The organism is Candidatus Pantoea deserta, from assembly GCF_003813865.1.
In the GTDB taxonomy this organism is placed as follows: Bacteria; Pseudomonadota; Gammaproteobacteria; order Enterobacterales; family Enterobacteriaceae; genus Pantoea; species Pantoea deserta.
In genome coordinates this window covers 12,706-26,755 of the sequence record NZ_RMVG01000012.1, presented here as the reverse complement: position 1 = coordinate 26,755, position 14,050 = coordinate 12,706, and the positions used below count along the sequence as shown (strand labels likewise).

Genomic DNA, 14,050 nt, shown 5'->3' with positions numbered 1-14,050 from the left:
ATTCGCAAAGCATAAGGATTTATGCTGAAGCAAACCTTAACGAAAGCTAAACATTACAAAGATATGATCATTTTGTGAAGCCTGTTAGCCAGATTGCGCGATCTAAGACGTTTGTAACGGGGAAAGATGTACAGAGTGCGCTATCTTTAAAAAAGAATCGTCATTCTGGAGTGGTTGTGGCAGAGCAACTTGAGTTTTTCCCGGTACCCAGCCCCTGTCGCGGCATCTGTCAGGTGGATACCCGCGGCTATTGCATCGGCTGCCTGCGCAGCCGTGATGAACGCTTTCAGTGGATGTCATTCAGCGATGCGCAGAAGCGTGAAGTGCTGCGTCTCTGCCATCAGCGACGCCTGCGTATGCTGCGCCAGCAAAAACAGGATGCCGATCCCGATCCGCAGCAGCCATCCCTGTTTTAACGTCTTTTCGTTATACTCCCTGACATCGTCTAACGCCTACTCGCAGGGATTACCTATGCTACAGCCGCAAAGCCTTTCGCCACAGGGTCCAGACTTCTCTCCATTAATTATGGGGTACTGGCGTTTAATGGACTGGAACATGACGCCGCAGCAGTGCGTCAGCTTTATTGAAACTCATCTCTCAGAAGGGATCACCACGGTCGATCACGCCGACATCTATGGCGATTATCGCTGTGAGGCCGCCTTCGGCGAGGCGCTGAAGCTGTCGCCTGGCCTGCGTGACAGGCTGCAAATCGTGACCAAATGCGGTATCGCCACCCGTGCAAAGCCCGAACACCATATTGGCCATTACATCACTGACCAAACGCATATCGTGCAGAGCGCGGAAAACTCGCTGCGCCATTTCGCCACCGATCGCCTCGATCTGCTGCTGATCCATCGTCCCGATCCGCTGATGAATGCCGATGAGGTCGCCGAGGCCTTCCTGGCGCTGCATCAGAGCGGCAAAGTGCTGCACTTCGGCGTATCGAACTTCACGCCCTCCCAGTTTACGCTGCTTCAGTCGCGCCTGCCTTTTACTCTGGTGACTAACCAGGTCGAGATCTCGCCGATACAGCAAAACGTTATTCTGGACGGCACGCTCGATCAGTGTCAGCAGATGCGCCTGCGCCCGATGGCCTGGTCTTGCCTTGGCGGCGGCGAGCTGTTTAACGACCCGCACTATCAGCCGCTGCGCGATGAGCTGGAAAACGTGCGTCGTGAGACCGGGGCCGCCAGTCTGGCGCAGGTCGTTTACGCCTGGGTGCTGGCGCTGCCCAGTCGGCCGCTGCCGATTATCGGCTCTGGAAACCCTGCGCGTATCAGCGATGCGGCAGGAGCGCTGCGCATTCAGCTAAACCGTCAGCAGTGGTTCCGCATTCGTAAGGCGGCGCTAGGGTATGACGTGCCCTGAAGCGTAAAACTGTGTCAAAACGGGGCAGAATCGATGAATTACGGCCAGGCTTATCAAACCTGAAAGAGCGAGATAAGAGGCAATAATGAAAAAATCGATTCTGGCCTGTTTATTCCTGGTAAGCGGCGGCATTGCCAGTCATGCGCTGGCTGAAGAGGTCACGCTGCATAAAGTGAGCGCCGAGGGCATCGGAGAGGCGATCGGCACCGTTGATATTCAGCAGACAAAGTATGGCCTGCAATTTACGCCCAAACTCAAGGGGCTAACGCCGGGCGTTCACGGTTTTCATGTGCACGCCAACGGCAGCTGCGAGCCTGGCGTCTCTGAAGGCAAAACGGTGGCGGCCGGGGCAGCAGGCGGGCATCTCGATCCGCAAAAAACCGGTAAGCATCTTGGTCCTTACGGAGAAGGCCACCTGGGCGATTTGCCGGCGATCTATGTCGATGATAAAGGCAACGCCGCCTATCCGGTGCTGGCCCCGCGTCTTCAGTCGCTGGACGCCATCAAAGGCAAGGCGTTAATGGTGCATATCGGCGGCGATAACCATGCCGATCATCCGCAGCCGCTGGGCGGCGGCGGCGGACGCTATGCCTGCGGTGTGATTTAACCTCAGCGTTTCAACGGCTCCTGACGGGAGCCGTTTTAATATCATTTAGTTTATCTCCTGGTTATATTCTCCTGATGATTTACCGCCTATGATACTGATTATTGGCACTTTCAGCGGGTGCGGTCAAAGGAGAAAGGAATGAAGAAAACAGGTGCGCTGCTGTTTTGTCTGCTGCTGACAGGCTGCGATCAACCCAATGACACCCAACTCATGACCGAAACGGGACGCCAGCTCCAGCGCACCATTGATGCCAGTCCGGCACGCGGCGAGTGTGAGGATATTGCGAAAGGACGCGAGCGGCTCAGCCGCGGGACGCGTAAAAAGCTTGAAGAGAAGGGCTGCCAGTTTGTGCTGCGCAGCGCTACCGAGACTAACTTTGCCGAGGCTGCGGTGTTTCACTCCACCATGACGATGGTCTGCGGCAGTATTACTGGCAAAAGCTTTACCGGCAGCGACATCCGTCGGCGTTTTATCTACTCGCCGGAGGAACGCGCGCTGGTCATTGAACCCATGACGCCGAACGATAAAACGCGATTCGAGCAGCGTAAAACCCTGACGCAGCTCCAGGCCGATTTTGCGCGCCAGCAGCTGCAATACTGCAAATAATTAATCGGGCACCGCCTGTTTTAGCTGCGCCAGCGAACAGCGTAAACGCCACAGTATGCCGGCCAGGGTGTTGGCTTCTGTGCTGCTCTCCGCCGCCAGCTGGCGGATGGTTTCATCCAGCGCCGTCAGCGACTGATCGAGCGAGCCGTGGCGCACGCCGCGCGCGCTCATAATACGCTGCAAATCTTTCAGGCTGGTTTCGCGCGCCTGCGCCAGCCTTGCCGAGGCGGGCTGCCAGTCGCGCAGCTGCCAGACAATATGCGAGCAGTTCAACAGCACCACGCCCCAGCGCAGCAGCCAGAGGCGCGCCTGTTCATCGCGGCTGCTGCCCAGCAGACTGATGCGATGATAAATCTGCGACTCAAAGCGGCTCTCGCTGAGGCGCGGACGGCGGCGAAGCTGATCGAGAAAAGCCAGACGCAGCGCGCGAATATGGCGACGACTGCGGCGCGCATCGGAACTGGGCCGCAGGATCTGAAACGCCAGCCATGCGAGCATCACGCCGCAGACTTTAGCGATATTGTCATTGAGAAAGTCGGCGTAATCCCAGCTCGGCGGATTGGTCACCGCGATAAAGGACCCCATAAAGACAATAAACTGTCCCCACAGCGCGGCGCGCTGCTTTTGCTGGAGTTTAAACAGCTGCAACGTAATCAATAGCGGAAACAGCAGCAGCAAAAACTGCCACAGCTGAGAGATCTGCACCATCAGGCCGAACTTCATCACAAAGCTGAACAGCGACAGCCACAGCAGCGTTTTCAGCAGCAGAGAGACGCTGCCGCTCGGCGAGGGCGCTGAGGAGTAGAGCACGCAGGCGATAGCGGTAAGCGTCAGCGCCGCCGCGCCGGAAGACCACTGCGTGTTAATCCAGAACGCGCAGCCCAGCACGATAACGCAAAAGGTACGCAGCGCGCTCCATCCCGCCTCGGCGCTGTCGCTTTCGCGCGCCAGCGACGGCACGCGCGGCGGCTGAAAACGGGTATCCGCATCGGCGCGGGCGATCAGGCGGATCCAGCGGCTGACGTTGAGGTACATCCAGCAGAAATAGCGCAGGCGCTGGCAAAAGGCGCGCTGGCGAAAGTCGCCGTCGGCGGCGGGCGTAATGCTGCGCAAAATCTGCGCCAGGCGGTATTTGTCACAGTGCGCGCTGGCCAGCTCCTGCATTAAGGCATTGATGGCGTCATAAAGCGGCTGAGGCGCATCTGGCCAGTTGAGCAGCATACGTCGCAGGCTGGAGAGCACGCTGGTCAGGCGCAGCTGCTGATGCAGCACATAATTAAGCACGTTGTTATGGCGACGAAAGCGGTAATGGCTCCAGAAGGCCTGGATACGCAGCAGGTTCATGGTCAGGATCTGGCTGATGACGGCTTCATGCGCGGTGCGCACCCGATCGCCGGAATCAGGTTGCAGCAGTAGCCCGGCATGCTCCAGCAGGCGCGCGTGCATCTTTTGCAGCGAGTCGATCAGCGCGTCGCCGTCCGATGTACTGGGCAACACCATCATCATAAATCCGGCGCAGAGAATGCCGGAAATCACTTCGCACACCCGCGCCTGTGTCAGCGTCCAGAGATCGGTGGCGTCAGTGAGATCGACGCTGCTGAAGACAATAATGGCCGCAGTGTAGCCTGCCAGCGAAAAGGCATAGGCCACATTATTCTGGTAATGGTTGGCGATGCCGGTGCAAAAGGCCAGCCAGCCGGCGATAAAAAAGGTAAACAGCCAGGGATCGTTAAGCGTATGCCCGGCGATGAGCAGCGCGGCGGCGGCGCCCAGCAGGCTGCCTGCGATACGTCCCAGGCTTTTGCCGATCGCGCCGCCCACGGTAGGAAAGCTGATTACCGCCGCTGACGTCATGGCCCAGTAGGGTTCGTCCAGGTCAAGCGCGTAGGCGATGCTGAGCGCCAGGCACATGGCGATAGCGTTTCGCAGCGCGTAGCGCCACTGGTTCGCCGTTGCTTTTATCCACGGCAGGCTATCCCATGCCAGCCAGTTCAGGTTCATCAGGCGCTCAGGGTTCAATACTGATGGTGCAGGTGGTGCCCGCCACCAGCGGCACATCGTCAGGGATGGCGGCTAAGCGAATGCGCACCGGCACGCGCTGCGCCAGCCGCACCCAGGGTACATTTGGCTTGATGTCCGGCACCAGCCCGCTGTCGCTGTCGATGCTTTGATCGTAGATGGCGCGCCCAATGCTTTCGACCTCGCCCTGTAGCTGAGCGCCATTGCTGTAGAGCACAATGTGCGCGGGCGCGCCGGGGCGAATATGGCGCAGTTTGGTCTCCTCAAAGTAGCCCATCACGTAATAAGAACGGCTGTCCACCAGAGCGAAAAGCGGGGTGCCTGCCGTCGCGTAATCCCCGGCTCTCAGCGTCAGATTGCTAATCCAGCCATCGGCGGGCGCCACCACCGTGGTTTGCTCTCGATCCCAGCGCGCGCGGTCGCGCGCCGCCTCGGCGGCTTTGGCGCTGGCCGCCATCGACTCGGCATTGAGGCGCGCGGCATCAAGATCTTCAGCGGAAATCACGCTGCGCGGCAGGCTCGCTCGCCGCCGCAGTTCATGCTGCGCTTGCGCCAGCTCGGCCTGCACCTTAGCCAGCTGCGCTTCGGCATTATCCAGCGCGATTTGCCAGGGCACCGTATCAAGCAGCAGCAGCGTGTCGCCTTTATGCACAAACTGATTATCCTTCACTGCGACGCGCAGAATGCGGGCGGAGATCTGTGGCGTGATCTGCACCAGCTCGGCGCGTACTTTACCGTCGCGCGTCCAGGGAGACTGCATGTAATAATTCCACATCCACCAGCCTGCCAGCAGGGCGGCCGAAAAGACAATCAGCGTCGAAAAATATTTCACTGCGTTAAATTTCATTATGCGTATCCCTGACCCAGCAGAAAAAGCGCGACGGTGACGCACAGGACAAACAGCGACAGATCCAGCAGCGTGGGGTGCCATACCTCGCCGGAGTAAATCCAGCCGCGCAGCAGCGGGTGAATAATCAGCCAGAAAAAGAAGCCGAGCAAAACCGCTTTAAACAGCGGCGGGAAAAACAGCGACGCCCCAAACACCAGATCGGTGAGAGGGTGAGCGGTAGGGTAACTGACATGGGCCAAGTCGCATCCTCCTGATATAACCCCAGGCAATGGTCTCAAAAAGCGTAGATGAACCGTTGCGGCTTCGCCTGGGGGTTTGTAATTTGTCCTTTAAACTCGCAGAATAGTGTAAAATCTGGCTTGATAGCTAGCAAGCTAATTATAAGGAGATGAAATGGATACGCCCCTTGGAACGGATTTGTCTCGGCTGGTGCGCATCTGGCGCGCGCTGATCGATCAGCGCCTTAAGCCGCTTGAGCTTACGCAGACGCACTGGGTTACGTTACATAATATTCATCAACTGCCGCCGGAACAGTCGCAAATTCAGCTGGCGAAGGCGATCGGCATAGAGCAGCCGTCGCTGGTGCGCACGCTGGATCAGCTGGAAGAGAAAGGCTTAATCACCCGCTCAACCTGCGCGAACGATCGCCGCGCCAAGCGCATTAAGCTGACGCAGCAGGCGGAGCCGATCATTGAACAGGTAGAGAACGTTATCGACGCGACGCGCGACGACATTCTTGCGGGTATTAGTCGGGAAGAGATCAATCAGATGGTCACGCTGGTTGCTCGCCTGGAAAAAAACATTCTTGAGCTACAGAATCGCGAGAAATAAAAAACCGACGCCATGGCGTCGGTTTTCTTGCGCGAAATTAGCGCGGTGAAACGGTAATCTGGCTGCCGTTTGACGCCAGCGCGACGCGCTGTCCCACAGAGAAGCGGGTCGCAGCCTGCTTTTGCACCACCATAATGGTATTGCCGTCGTCTTTGCGGATTTCCAGCTCAACGCCATCGGTTTTATTGATCGCGCCCTGAACGCCCTGGCCAGCCAGGCCGCCAGCAATAGCGCCGCCTGCGGTAGCCAGACTGCGTCCGGAGCCGCCGCCGATCGTATTACCAATAAAACCGCCCAGCACGGCGCCGCCGATAGCGCCAATGACATTATTCTCATCACCGCCCTGAATTTTAACCGGACGAACAGAAACCAGCGTACCGTATGAGACGCTTTGAATCTGTTTAGCCTCGCTGGCGCTGTAGGTATCGCCTGACAGCGAGCTGGTGTTTGTGCATCCTGCCAGCGTAATGCCAGCCAGTGCGACCGCAACGAAACGCTTAATCATTTGTCACTCCTTTCTTATGCAATGCGCCATCTGTATCGCCAAATCCTGCAAACAGTATAAGACACATCGCAAATTAATCTTAGTCTGAGTAAAACACCCTAAAGCGAAGCATAGACTAACGAGGGTCAATAATAATTCAATCAGGCAGCAAAAAAAGTTGCACAAAGTTACTGGTTGCGCAAATTCTGGCAAAAAAGATCAGGTAACCGTCGAATCCGGCGAGGGAATTTGCCAGACTTATCATCAGTGATTCGCACCTCCTCCACAGCGTAAGGACCAGAAATGAAATCAGGACGTTATATCGGCGTGATGTCGGGCACTAGCCTGGATGGCGTGGATGTGGTGCTGGCCGCCATTGATGAAAATATGGTGGCCCAACAGGCCAGCTACTGCCATCCGATGCCAGACGAACTGCGCCAGCAAATCCTCGCTATTTGTCAGGGACAAAGGCTGACGCTCTCCCAGCTGGGGCAGCTGGATACGCGTCTCGGCCAGCTATTCGCCGAGGCGGTTAACACCTTAATGCGGCGCGAAGCGCTGGAGCCTGCCGATATTGTCGCCATTGGCTGTCATGGACAGACCGTCTGGCACGAACCGCAGAGCGCCGCGCCGAATACCCTGCAAATCGGCGACAATAACCAGATTGCGGCGGCGACCGGTATCACGGTCGTCGGGGATTTTCGCCGGCGCGATATGGCACTGGGCGGACAGGGCGCGCCGCTGGTTCCGGCGTTTCATCAGGCGCTGCTGATGGATGCGGTAGAGCGCCGCATGGTGTTGAATATCGGCGGCATCGCCAATCTCTCTTTACTGCTGCCCGGCCAGCCCGTCCGCGGCTTCGATACCGGGCCGGGCAATATGCTGATTGACGCCTGGATCTGGCGTCAGCAGGGCAAACCCTTTGATGAAGACGCGCGCTGGGCGCGCAGCGGCAGCCTGGCGCCCGCGCTGCTGGAGCAGATGCTGCGCGATCCCTGGTTCGCGCTGCCGCCGCCGAAAAGTACCGGGCGCGAATACTTTAATCTCGGCTGGATCGAACGCCATCTGCAACACTTTCCTGGTCTGCCGCCGCAGGATGTGCAGGCGACACTGACCGAGCTGAGCGCCGTTACCATTGCGCATCAGGTACAGCTTCATGACGGGTGCGATCGGCTGCTGGTGTGCGGCGGCGGCGGGCGTAACCCGCTGCTGATGTCGCGCCTTGCCGCGCTGCTGCCCGGCACCGAAGTAGCCAGTACCGACACGGCAGGCATTCGCGGCGATGATATGGAGGCGCTGGCCTTTGCCTGGCTTGCCAGCCGCACGCTTTCCGGCCTGCCTGGCAACCTTCCCGCCGTGACCGGCGCGCGGGAAAAAAGCGTTATCGGCGCCATCTATCCGGCCAATTTGCTCTACTGACCCTAAGGAGAATCATAATGAAAAAGGCGTTACCCTTTGCGACCGTGCTGCTGCTGGCAGGGTGCGGTTTGGTGAATAAACAGGCTGAGCGCCCGCAAACGCTGCACTACCGCTGCGGGACGCTGCCGCTGACCGTCACGCTCGACAACGCCAGCGAGCAGGTCAGCTTTATTCTGGACGGCCAGCCGTTAACGCTGAAACGGGCGATGTCGGCATCAGGCGCGCGCTACAGCGACGGGAAATATGTATTCTGGTCTAAAGGCGAAAGCGCCTTTATTGAACGCGATGATAAAATCGTTATTAACGACTGCGAGCTTCAGTCAGACAGTCAGTCTGTTCACTTTGAGTAAAGCCCATGAGCACAAGTTTTACACTGCAAGAGATCGCCAGCCTGCGCCGCGAATATACGCGTGGCGGGCTGCGCCGTAAGGATCTGCCAGACCAGCCGCTGGCGCTGTTTGAAACCTGGCTGCGCCAGGCCTGTGATGCGCAGCTGCCCGATCCCACCGCGATGACGGTGGCGACGGTGGATGAGCAGGGGCAGCCATACCAGCGCATCGTCCTGCTAAAGCACTATGACGACGACGGGATGGTATTTTATACCAACCTGGGTAGCCGCAAGGCGCAACATCTGGCGACTAATCCGCGCATCTCGCTGCACTTTCCGTGGCATTTTCTGGAGCGGCAGGTGATGGTGCTGGGCGAAGTTGAGAAGCTTTCGCCGCTTGAGGTGCTGAAATATTTCCACAGCCGCCCGCGCGACAGTCAGATTGGGGCCTGGGTGTCACGGCAGTCGAGTCGTATCTCGGCGCGCGGCGTGCTGGAAGGCAAGTTTCTCGAGCTTAAACAAAAATTCCAGCAGGGCGAAGTGCCGCTGCCCAGCTTCTGGGGCGGCTATCGCGTTAAATTCCACACGATGGAGTTCTGGCAGGGCGGCGAACATCGTCTGCATGACCGCTTTCTTTACCAGCGCGACAACAACGGCTGGAAAATCGACCGGTTAGCGCCTTAAAACAGCGTTTTTCACCTCTCTCAGCGCTGGCACAACCGTCGCCAGCGCTTTATGCTATAGCCCTCATTTTTTTCTTCCGCATCTCAGCGGAAAGCTGTGTACCAGCATAGGTGCAGTCTGATCAATTTGGAGTCAGTGATGACCAGCAGTAACCTGATACAACAATTGCAGGAAAGGGGCTTAATCGCCCAGGTAACGGACGAAGAAGCGTTAGCAGAGCGACTGGCGCAGGGGCCGATTTCTCTCTATTGCGGCTTCGATCCGACCGCTGACAGCTTGCATTTGGGCCATCTGGTGCCGCTGCTCTGCCTGAAACGTTTTCAGGATGCCGGACACAAGCCGGTCGCGCTGGTGGGTGGAGCCACCGGTCTGATTGGCGATCCCAGCTTTAAAGCAGCAGAACGTAAACTCAATACCAGCGACACCGTCAGCGAGTGGGTCGAAAAGATCCGCAAGCAGGTGGCGCCTTTCCTGGATTTCAACTGTGGCGACAACAGCGCGATCGCGGCCAATAACTACGACTGGTTCGGCGGGATGAACGTGCTGACGTTCCTGCGCGATATTGGCAAACACTTCTCCGTTAATCAGATGATTAACAAAGAAGCGGTGAAACAGCGTCTGAACCGTGACGATCAGGGGATCTCTTTTACCGAGTTCTCTTACAACCTGTTGCAGGGCTTTGACTTCGCCGAGCTGAACAAGCGTCACGGCGTGACGTTGCAGATTGGCGGCTCCGATCAGTGGGGCAACATTACCTCCGGCATCGACCTGACGCGTCGTCTCTATCAGAATCAGGTCTTCGGCCTGACGGTTCCGCTGATCACCAAATCCGACGGCACCAAATTCGGTAAAACAGAAGGCGGCGCGGTATGGCTGGATGCGAAAAAAACCAGCCCGTACAAGTTCTATCAGTTCTGGATCAACACGGCGGACGCCGATGTCTATCGCTTCCTGAAATTCTTCACCTTCCTGAGCATTGACGAGATCAATGCGCTGGAAGAAGAAGACAAGAACAGCGGCAAAGCGCCGCGCGCGCAGTATGTGCTGGCCGAGAACGTTACGCGACTGGTGCACGGCGACGCCGGCCTGGCGGCGGCGAAGCGCATTACAGAAAGCCTCTTCTCCGGCGCGCTGAGCGACATGACCGAAGCGGACTTTGAACAGCTGGCGCAGGACGGTATGCCCACTATTCAGCTTGGCGCGGAAGAGGATCTGCAACAGGCGCTGGTCAATGCCGAACTGGTTCCGTCACGCGGTCAGGCGCGCACCATGATTGGCTCCAACGCGGTGACCGTTAACGGCGAGAAACAGTCTGACGCCGAGTACCGCTTCAGCGAGAATGACAAACTCTTTGGCCGCTACACGCTGCTGCGCCGCGGTAAAAAACACTACTGCCTGGTTGTCTGGCAGTAAGCATTTCAGGGCCGGTTTCCGGCCCTTTTTTTAGCAGGCAAGGGTAAGGCAGTACCAAACATAATGAAAAATATTCTGGCAATTCAGTCACACGTCGTCTTTGGTCACGCAGGCAATGCCGCCGCCGAATTTCCGATGCGGCGCATGGGCGCCAATGTCTGGCCGCTTAATACCGTCCAGTTCTCCAATCATACGCAGTACGGCCACTGGACCGGCACCGTTATGCCCGCGACGCATCTGACGGACATCGTGAAGGGCATCCATGACATCGATCGGCTGAAGACCTGCGATGCGGTGCTGAGCGGCTATCTGGGGTCGGCCGAGCAGGGCGAACAGATCCTTGAGATTGTACGCATGGTTAAAGCCGCCAATCCAGACGCCTGGTTCTTTTGCGATCCGGTAATGGGCCATCCGGAAAAAGGCTGTATCGTCGCCCCTGGCGTCGCCGAGTACCACTGTAAATACGCCATGCCTGCCAGCGACATTATCGCGCCGAACCTGCTGGAGCTGGAGATGCTCAGCGAGCGGAGCGTGGCCAGCGTGGAAGAGGCGATGGCGGCGGCGCGCGTGCTGATTGCGCAGGGACCTCGGGTGGTGCTGGTAAAACATCTGGCGCGCGCCGGTCGCCGCAGCGATCGTTTTGAGATGCTGCTGGTGACGGCGGAGGAAGCCTGGCATATCAGTCGTCCGCTGGTGGACTTCGGCGTGCGTCAGCCGGTGGGCGTAGGCGATCTCACCAGCGGTCTGCTGCTGGTCAACCTGCTGCACGGCAAAGATCTGCAAAGCGCGCTTGAACACGTCACCGCTGCGGTGTACGAAGTGATGCTGAAAACCCACGCGATGGGCGAGTATGAATTGCAGCTGGTGGCTGCGCAGGACGCTATCGCGCAGCCGACCCAGCACTTTGGCGCTGAACGGCTGTAACCTTTCAGGGCCGACTGGCATCGGCCCCGTTTTTACGCCAGACCTTCCGCTTTCAGCGCCGCCTGCACCGCCGGTCGCTGCGACGTTCGCTGAAACCAGGCCTCCAGCGCCGACAGCCCATCTAAATCCAGTTTGAGCGCCTGCGCCCAGCGCACCATCACATAAAGATAGGCGTCCGCCACGCTAAAGCGCAGCCCCATCAGCCACTGCTTGTCCTGAAGCGCTGTATCGACATAGCGGAACTGGTGCGTCAGCCGGTCACGCAGCGCGCGTTTATACTCTTCAGGCGTATCGGATTTTAACAGCGGCGCAAAGGTTTTATGCAGCTCGCTGCTGATAAAGCTGAGCCACTCCAGCGTGTGATAGCGCGTCAGGCTGCCAACCGGGGCCAGCAAATGACGATCGGGTTTTAGATCCGCCAGGTACTGCACAATCGCCACCCCTTCGGTCAGGATTGTGCCATCGTCCAGCTCAAGCGCAGGCACCTGACCTTTGGGATTGATTTGCAGGTAATCTTCGCTGCATTCGGTGACTTTTTGCTTCAGGTCGACGTTGACCTGAGTGAAATCCAGCCCGCATTCGCGCAGAACGATATGCGGCGAAAGAGAGCAGGCTCCCGCTTTACAGAAGAGTTTCATGACGGACCTCCGGATTGCGACAGGATCATTGCAGCTTAATGTGTCGCCGCCGATTTGCCAGTGATAATGATCATGCGTTGCGTCTGGTCCGAAAAAGAGTAAAAAAAAGCCGGGCGGAAAGCCCGGCTGTCAGCCTGAGAACGGTCAGGCCTGAGATTTTTTCAGCGCAGGCTGTGAAGACTGCGCCATGCGGTTCAGCAGAGGAGCGGTGATCAGCATCAGCACGGCAATAACGCCGGTTACGATACCAATCTGCTGGAACACGCGGCTGTAAACGCTGAGCGAAGCGAGCGGGTCGGTGACATTTTCCGGTACGGCCATCAGACCGGCGACTTTACCGGCAATCATCGCCGCGCCAGCCGTGGTCAGGAACCATGAACCCATAATAAAGCCCATCAGACGCTGTGGCACCAGCTGCGCCACCATCGCCAGGCCAAGACCGGAGATCATCAGCTCGCCGACAGACTGCAACGCATAGCTCAGAATCAGCCAGTTAACCGAAACGATACCGGCATCAGAAGCGAACTTCGCACCCAGCGGCAGCACCAGAAACGCGGCTGAACACAGCACCATGCCGATAGCGAATTTAAACGGCATCGGCAGCTTGTCGCCCAGCTTGTTATAGACCGCCGCCAGCAGCGGACTGGCCAGCATAATCCAGAACGGGTTAAGCGCCTGGAACTGCTCCGGCTCAAAAGCAATGCCCAGAATGCTGTGCTCTACGTTGCGAATGGCAAAGAAGTTCAGCGACGTCGGCATCTGCATATAGAGGACGAAGAAGACAATGGCTTCAACCATCAGCAGGAACGCCACAATCATTTTGCGACGCGCCGCGCCATGCAGCGAAAACGCCTCTTTAGCGAAGATAAAGATAATGCCCAGCGCGACCACGCCCAGCGTAATGCGCGCAATGGTCTGATGGTGCAGCAGCCAGGCGGCAACCGCGACCAGTACGACCACGCCAGCCAGGGTCATCAGCAGTTTGCGCACCTGAAGCGGGGCAAAGTCGGGTTTCGAACCGTAGTTTTTGACCAGGCCCTTGCAGAACAGGAAGTTCAGCAGGGTAATGATCAGACCGACAACCGACAGCGAAAACGCCACGCTCCAGCCATATTTTGCCGCCAGCCACGGGGTCAGCATCATAGAAAACAGCGAACCGACGTTAATGGACATATAAAACATAGTGAAAGCGCCGTCGATGCGCGGGTCGTTTTTTTCATAGCAGGTAGAGAGCAGAGAAGAGGGGTTAGCTTTAAACAGTCCGCTACCCACCGCGATGGTCGCCATACCTACGTAGACCGTGCCGACGTGATGTCCGGAGAACGCGACCAGCGCATATCCCAGCGCCAGCACCAGCACGCCCAGAACAATCACCCGTTTGGTGCCCAGCACCTTATCGCCGAGCCAGCCGCCGATAGCCACCAGGCCATAGACCAGCGCGCTAAAAGAGGCGAACAGGGTGATGGAGTCTGCTTCCGACATGCCCAGCTGTTTAACAAGATAAACAGCCATGATGGCCTGAAGGCCGTAAAAACCGAAACGTTCCCATAACTCGATTGAGAAGATCAGGTAGAACGCCTTCGGCTGTTTGAACGCATTGAGGCTGGTGGCCTCATCAGTGTGTTTGTTTGCAGTTGACACTTGTACCTCTGTTTTTCTCGTACCCTGTTTTATGACAGGAAATAAGTCCGCGTCATGTCAGGTTTCCATGCGCGACATTGTTATTAGTAGGGAAAAGCGGGGCCTAATGTGGCTGATTACGCGCATCAGGGCAAGGATTTTTTGAATGCTGAAAAGCCTGGGTTATGTAAGGTTTAAAAACTTAACCCTGCTAAACGGTCGGATTTAAATTTCAATAAGAAAGATTATAACAGAACAA

16 protein-coding genes are annotated in these 14,050 nt (G+C 57.4%); 10 read left to right on the top strand and 6 right to left on the bottom strand.

Annotated features, from left to right (window positions below):
* Positions 1-176: 176 nt before the first annotated feature.
* From BBB56_RS15055 to BBB56_RS15040, 4 genes are all read left to right on the top strand, one after another.
* On the top strand, positions 177-416 hold the full coding sequence (locus BBB56_RS15055; RefSeq protein ID WP_123801758.1) for a DUF1289 domain-containing protein: 240 nt from the start codon (positions 177-179) through the stop codon (positions 414-416).
* Positions 417-471: 55 nt separating this feature from the next.
* The gene (locus BBB56_RS15050) at positions 472-1,368 is read left to right on the top strand and encodes an aldo/keto reductase (protein WP_123801757.1); all 897 of its coding nucleotides are present in this window, start codon (positions 472-474) and stop codon (positions 1,366-1,368) included.
* 85 nt (positions 1,369-1,453) lie between these two features.
* Positions 1,454-1,975 carry a superoxide dismutase family protein gene (sodC, locus tag BBB56_RS15045; RefSeq protein ID WP_123801756.1) on the top strand — a complete coding sequence of 174 codons (522 nt, stop codon included), beginning with the start codon at positions 1,454-1,456 and terminating at the stop codon, positions 1,973-1,975.
* A 138-nt stretch (positions 1,976-2,113) separates the two neighbouring features.
* A complete protein-coding gene (locus BBB56_RS15040; RefSeq protein ID WP_123801755.1) occupies positions 2,114-2,581 on the top strand; it encodes a hypothetical protein in 468 nt (155 codons plus the stop codon).
* Here BBB56_RS15040 and BBB56_RS15035 read toward each other — a convergent pair whose 3' ends face one another.
* The 3 genes from BBB56_RS15035 to BBB56_RS15025 are packed head-to-tail and all read right to left on the bottom strand — an operon-like array spanning position 2,582 to position 5,689.
* Entirely contained in the window at positions 2,582-4,582 is a 2,001-nt protein-coding gene (locus BBB56_RS15035) for an FUSC family protein (RefSeq protein ID WP_123801754.1), read from the bottom strand. It abuts the gene before it with no gap.
* 7 nt (positions 4,583-4,589) lie between these two features.
* On the bottom strand, positions 4,590-5,447 hold the full coding sequence (locus tag BBB56_RS15030; RefSeq protein WP_123801753.1) for an efflux RND transporter periplasmic adaptor subunit: 858 nt from the start codon (positions 5,445-5,447) through the stop codon (positions 4,590-4,592).
* On the bottom strand, positions 5,447-5,689 hold the full coding sequence (locus BBB56_RS15025) for a DUF1656 domain-containing protein (RefSeq protein ID WP_123801752.1): 243 nt from the start codon (positions 5,687-5,689) through the stop codon (positions 5,447-5,449). Before BBB56_RS15025 ends, BBB56_RS15030 begins: the two co-directional genes overlap by 1 nt.
* A gap of 154 nt (positions 5,690-5,843) precedes the next feature.
* Between BBB56_RS15025 and slyA the strand changes: the two genes are divergently transcribed.
* A complete protein-coding gene (slyA, locus tag BBB56_RS15020) occupies positions 5,844-6,281 on the top strand; it encodes a transcriptional regulator SlyA (protein ID WP_123801751.1) in 438 nt (145 codons plus the stop codon).
* A 37-nt stretch (positions 6,282-6,318) separates the two neighbouring features.
* Here slyA and BBB56_RS15015 read toward each other — a convergent pair whose 3' ends face one another.
* On the bottom strand, positions 6,319-6,786 hold the full coding sequence (locus BBB56_RS15015; RefSeq protein WP_123801750.1) for an outer membrane lipoprotein: 468 nt from the start codon (positions 6,784-6,786) through the stop codon (positions 6,319-6,321).
* 282 nt (positions 6,787-7,068) lie between these two features.
* Between BBB56_RS15015 and anmK the strand changes: the two genes are divergently transcribed.
* From anmK to pdxY, 5 genes are all read left to right on the top strand, one after another.
* Positions 7,069-8,184 carry an anhydro-N-acetylmuramic acid kinase gene (gene anmK / locus BBB56_RS15010; RefSeq protein ID WP_123801749.1) on the top strand — a complete coding sequence of 372 codons (1,116 nt, stop codon included), beginning with the start codon at positions 7,069-7,071 and terminating at the stop codon, positions 8,182-8,184.
* A gap of 17 nt (positions 8,185-8,201) precedes the next feature.
* Positions 8,202-8,534: an MliC family protein gene (locus tag BBB56_RS15005; protein WP_123801748.1), complete on the top strand. Its 333-nt coding sequence runs from the start codon at positions 8,202-8,204 to the stop codon at positions 8,532-8,534.
* A 5-nt stretch (positions 8,535-8,539) separates the two neighbouring features.
* The gene (gene pdxH / locus BBB56_RS15000; protein WP_123801747.1) at positions 8,540-9,196 is read left to right on the top strand and encodes a pyridoxamine 5'-phosphate oxidase; all 657 of its coding nucleotides are present in this window, start codon (positions 8,540-8,542) and stop codon (positions 9,194-9,196) included.
* Between the two features lie 138 nt (positions 9,197-9,334).
* Positions 9,335-10,609 carry a tyrosine--tRNA ligase gene (gene tyrS, locus BBB56_RS14995; protein WP_123801746.1) on the top strand — a complete coding sequence of 425 codons (1,275 nt, stop codon included), beginning with the start codon at positions 9,335-9,337 and terminating at the stop codon, positions 10,607-10,609.
* Between the two features lie 63 nt (positions 10,610-10,672).
* Positions 10,673-11,533 (top strand): pyridoxal kinase PdxY, encoded by an 861-nt coding sequence (gene pdxY, locus BBB56_RS14990; RefSeq protein WP_123801745.1) that lies wholly within the window; start codon positions 10,673-10,675, stop codon positions 11,531-11,533.
* Between the two features lie 32 nt (positions 11,534-11,565).
* Here pdxY and gstA read toward each other — a convergent pair whose 3' ends face one another.
* Positions 11,566-12,171 (bottom strand): glutathione transferase GstA, encoded by a 606-nt coding sequence (gstA, locus tag BBB56_RS14985; protein WP_123801744.1) that lies wholly within the window; start codon positions 12,169-12,171, stop codon positions 11,566-11,568.
* Between the two features lie 144 nt (positions 12,172-12,315).
* Entirely contained in the window at positions 12,316-13,812 is a 1,497-nt protein-coding gene (dtpA, locus tag BBB56_RS14980; protein ID WP_123801743.1) for a dipeptide/tripeptide permease DtpA, read from the bottom strand.
* Positions 13,813-14,050 lie beyond the last annotated feature (238 nt).

Coding starts and splice junctions, on each gene's coding strand:
- BBB56_RS15005 (WP_123801748.1), top strand. CDS start 8,202: ATGAAAAAGGCGTTACCCTTTGCGACCGTGCTGCTGCTGGCAGGGTGC.
- BBB56_RS15040 (WP_123801755.1), top strand. CDS start 2,114: ATGAAGAAAACAGGTGCGCTGCTGTTTTGTCTGCTGCTGACAGGCTGC.
- BBB56_RS15050 (WP_123801757.1), top strand. CDS start 472: ATGCTACAGCCGCAAAGCCTTTCGCCACAGGGTCCAGACTTCTCTCCA.
- gstA (WP_123801744.1), bottom strand. CDS start 12,171: ATGAAACTCTTCTGTAAAGCGGGAGCCTGCTCTCTTTCGCCGCATATC.
- BBB56_RS15030 (WP_123801753.1), bottom strand. CDS start 5,447: ATGAAATTTAACGCAGTGAAATATTTTTCGACGCTGATTGTCTTTTCG.
- BBB56_RS15015 (WP_123801750.1), bottom strand. CDS start 6,786: ATGATTAAGCGTTTCGTTGCGGTCGCACTGGCTGGCATTACGCTGGCA.
- anmK (WP_123801749.1), top strand. CDS start 7,069: ATGAAATCAGGACGTTATATCGGCGTGATGTCGGGCACTAGCCTGGAT.
- pdxY (WP_123801745.1), top strand. CDS start 10,673: ATGAAAAATATTCTGGCAATTCAGTCACACGTCGTCTTTGGTCACGCA.
- slyA (WP_123801751.1), top strand. CDS start 5,844: ATGGATACGCCCCTTGGAACGGATTTGTCTCGGCTGGTGCGCATCTGG.
- sodC (WP_123801756.1), top strand. CDS start 1,454: ATGAAAAAATCGATTCTGGCCTGTTTATTCCTGGTAAGCGGCGGCATT.
- pdxH (WP_123801747.1), top strand. CDS start 8,540: ATGAGCACAAGTTTTACACTGCAAGAGATCGCCAGCCTGCGCCGCGAA.
- tyrS (WP_123801746.1), top strand. CDS start 9,335: ATGACCAGCAGTAACCTGATACAACAATTGCAGGAAAGGGGCTTAATC.
- BBB56_RS15035 (WP_123801754.1), bottom strand. CDS start 4,582: ATGAACCTGAACTGGCTGGCATGGGATAGCCTGCCGTGGATAAAAGCA.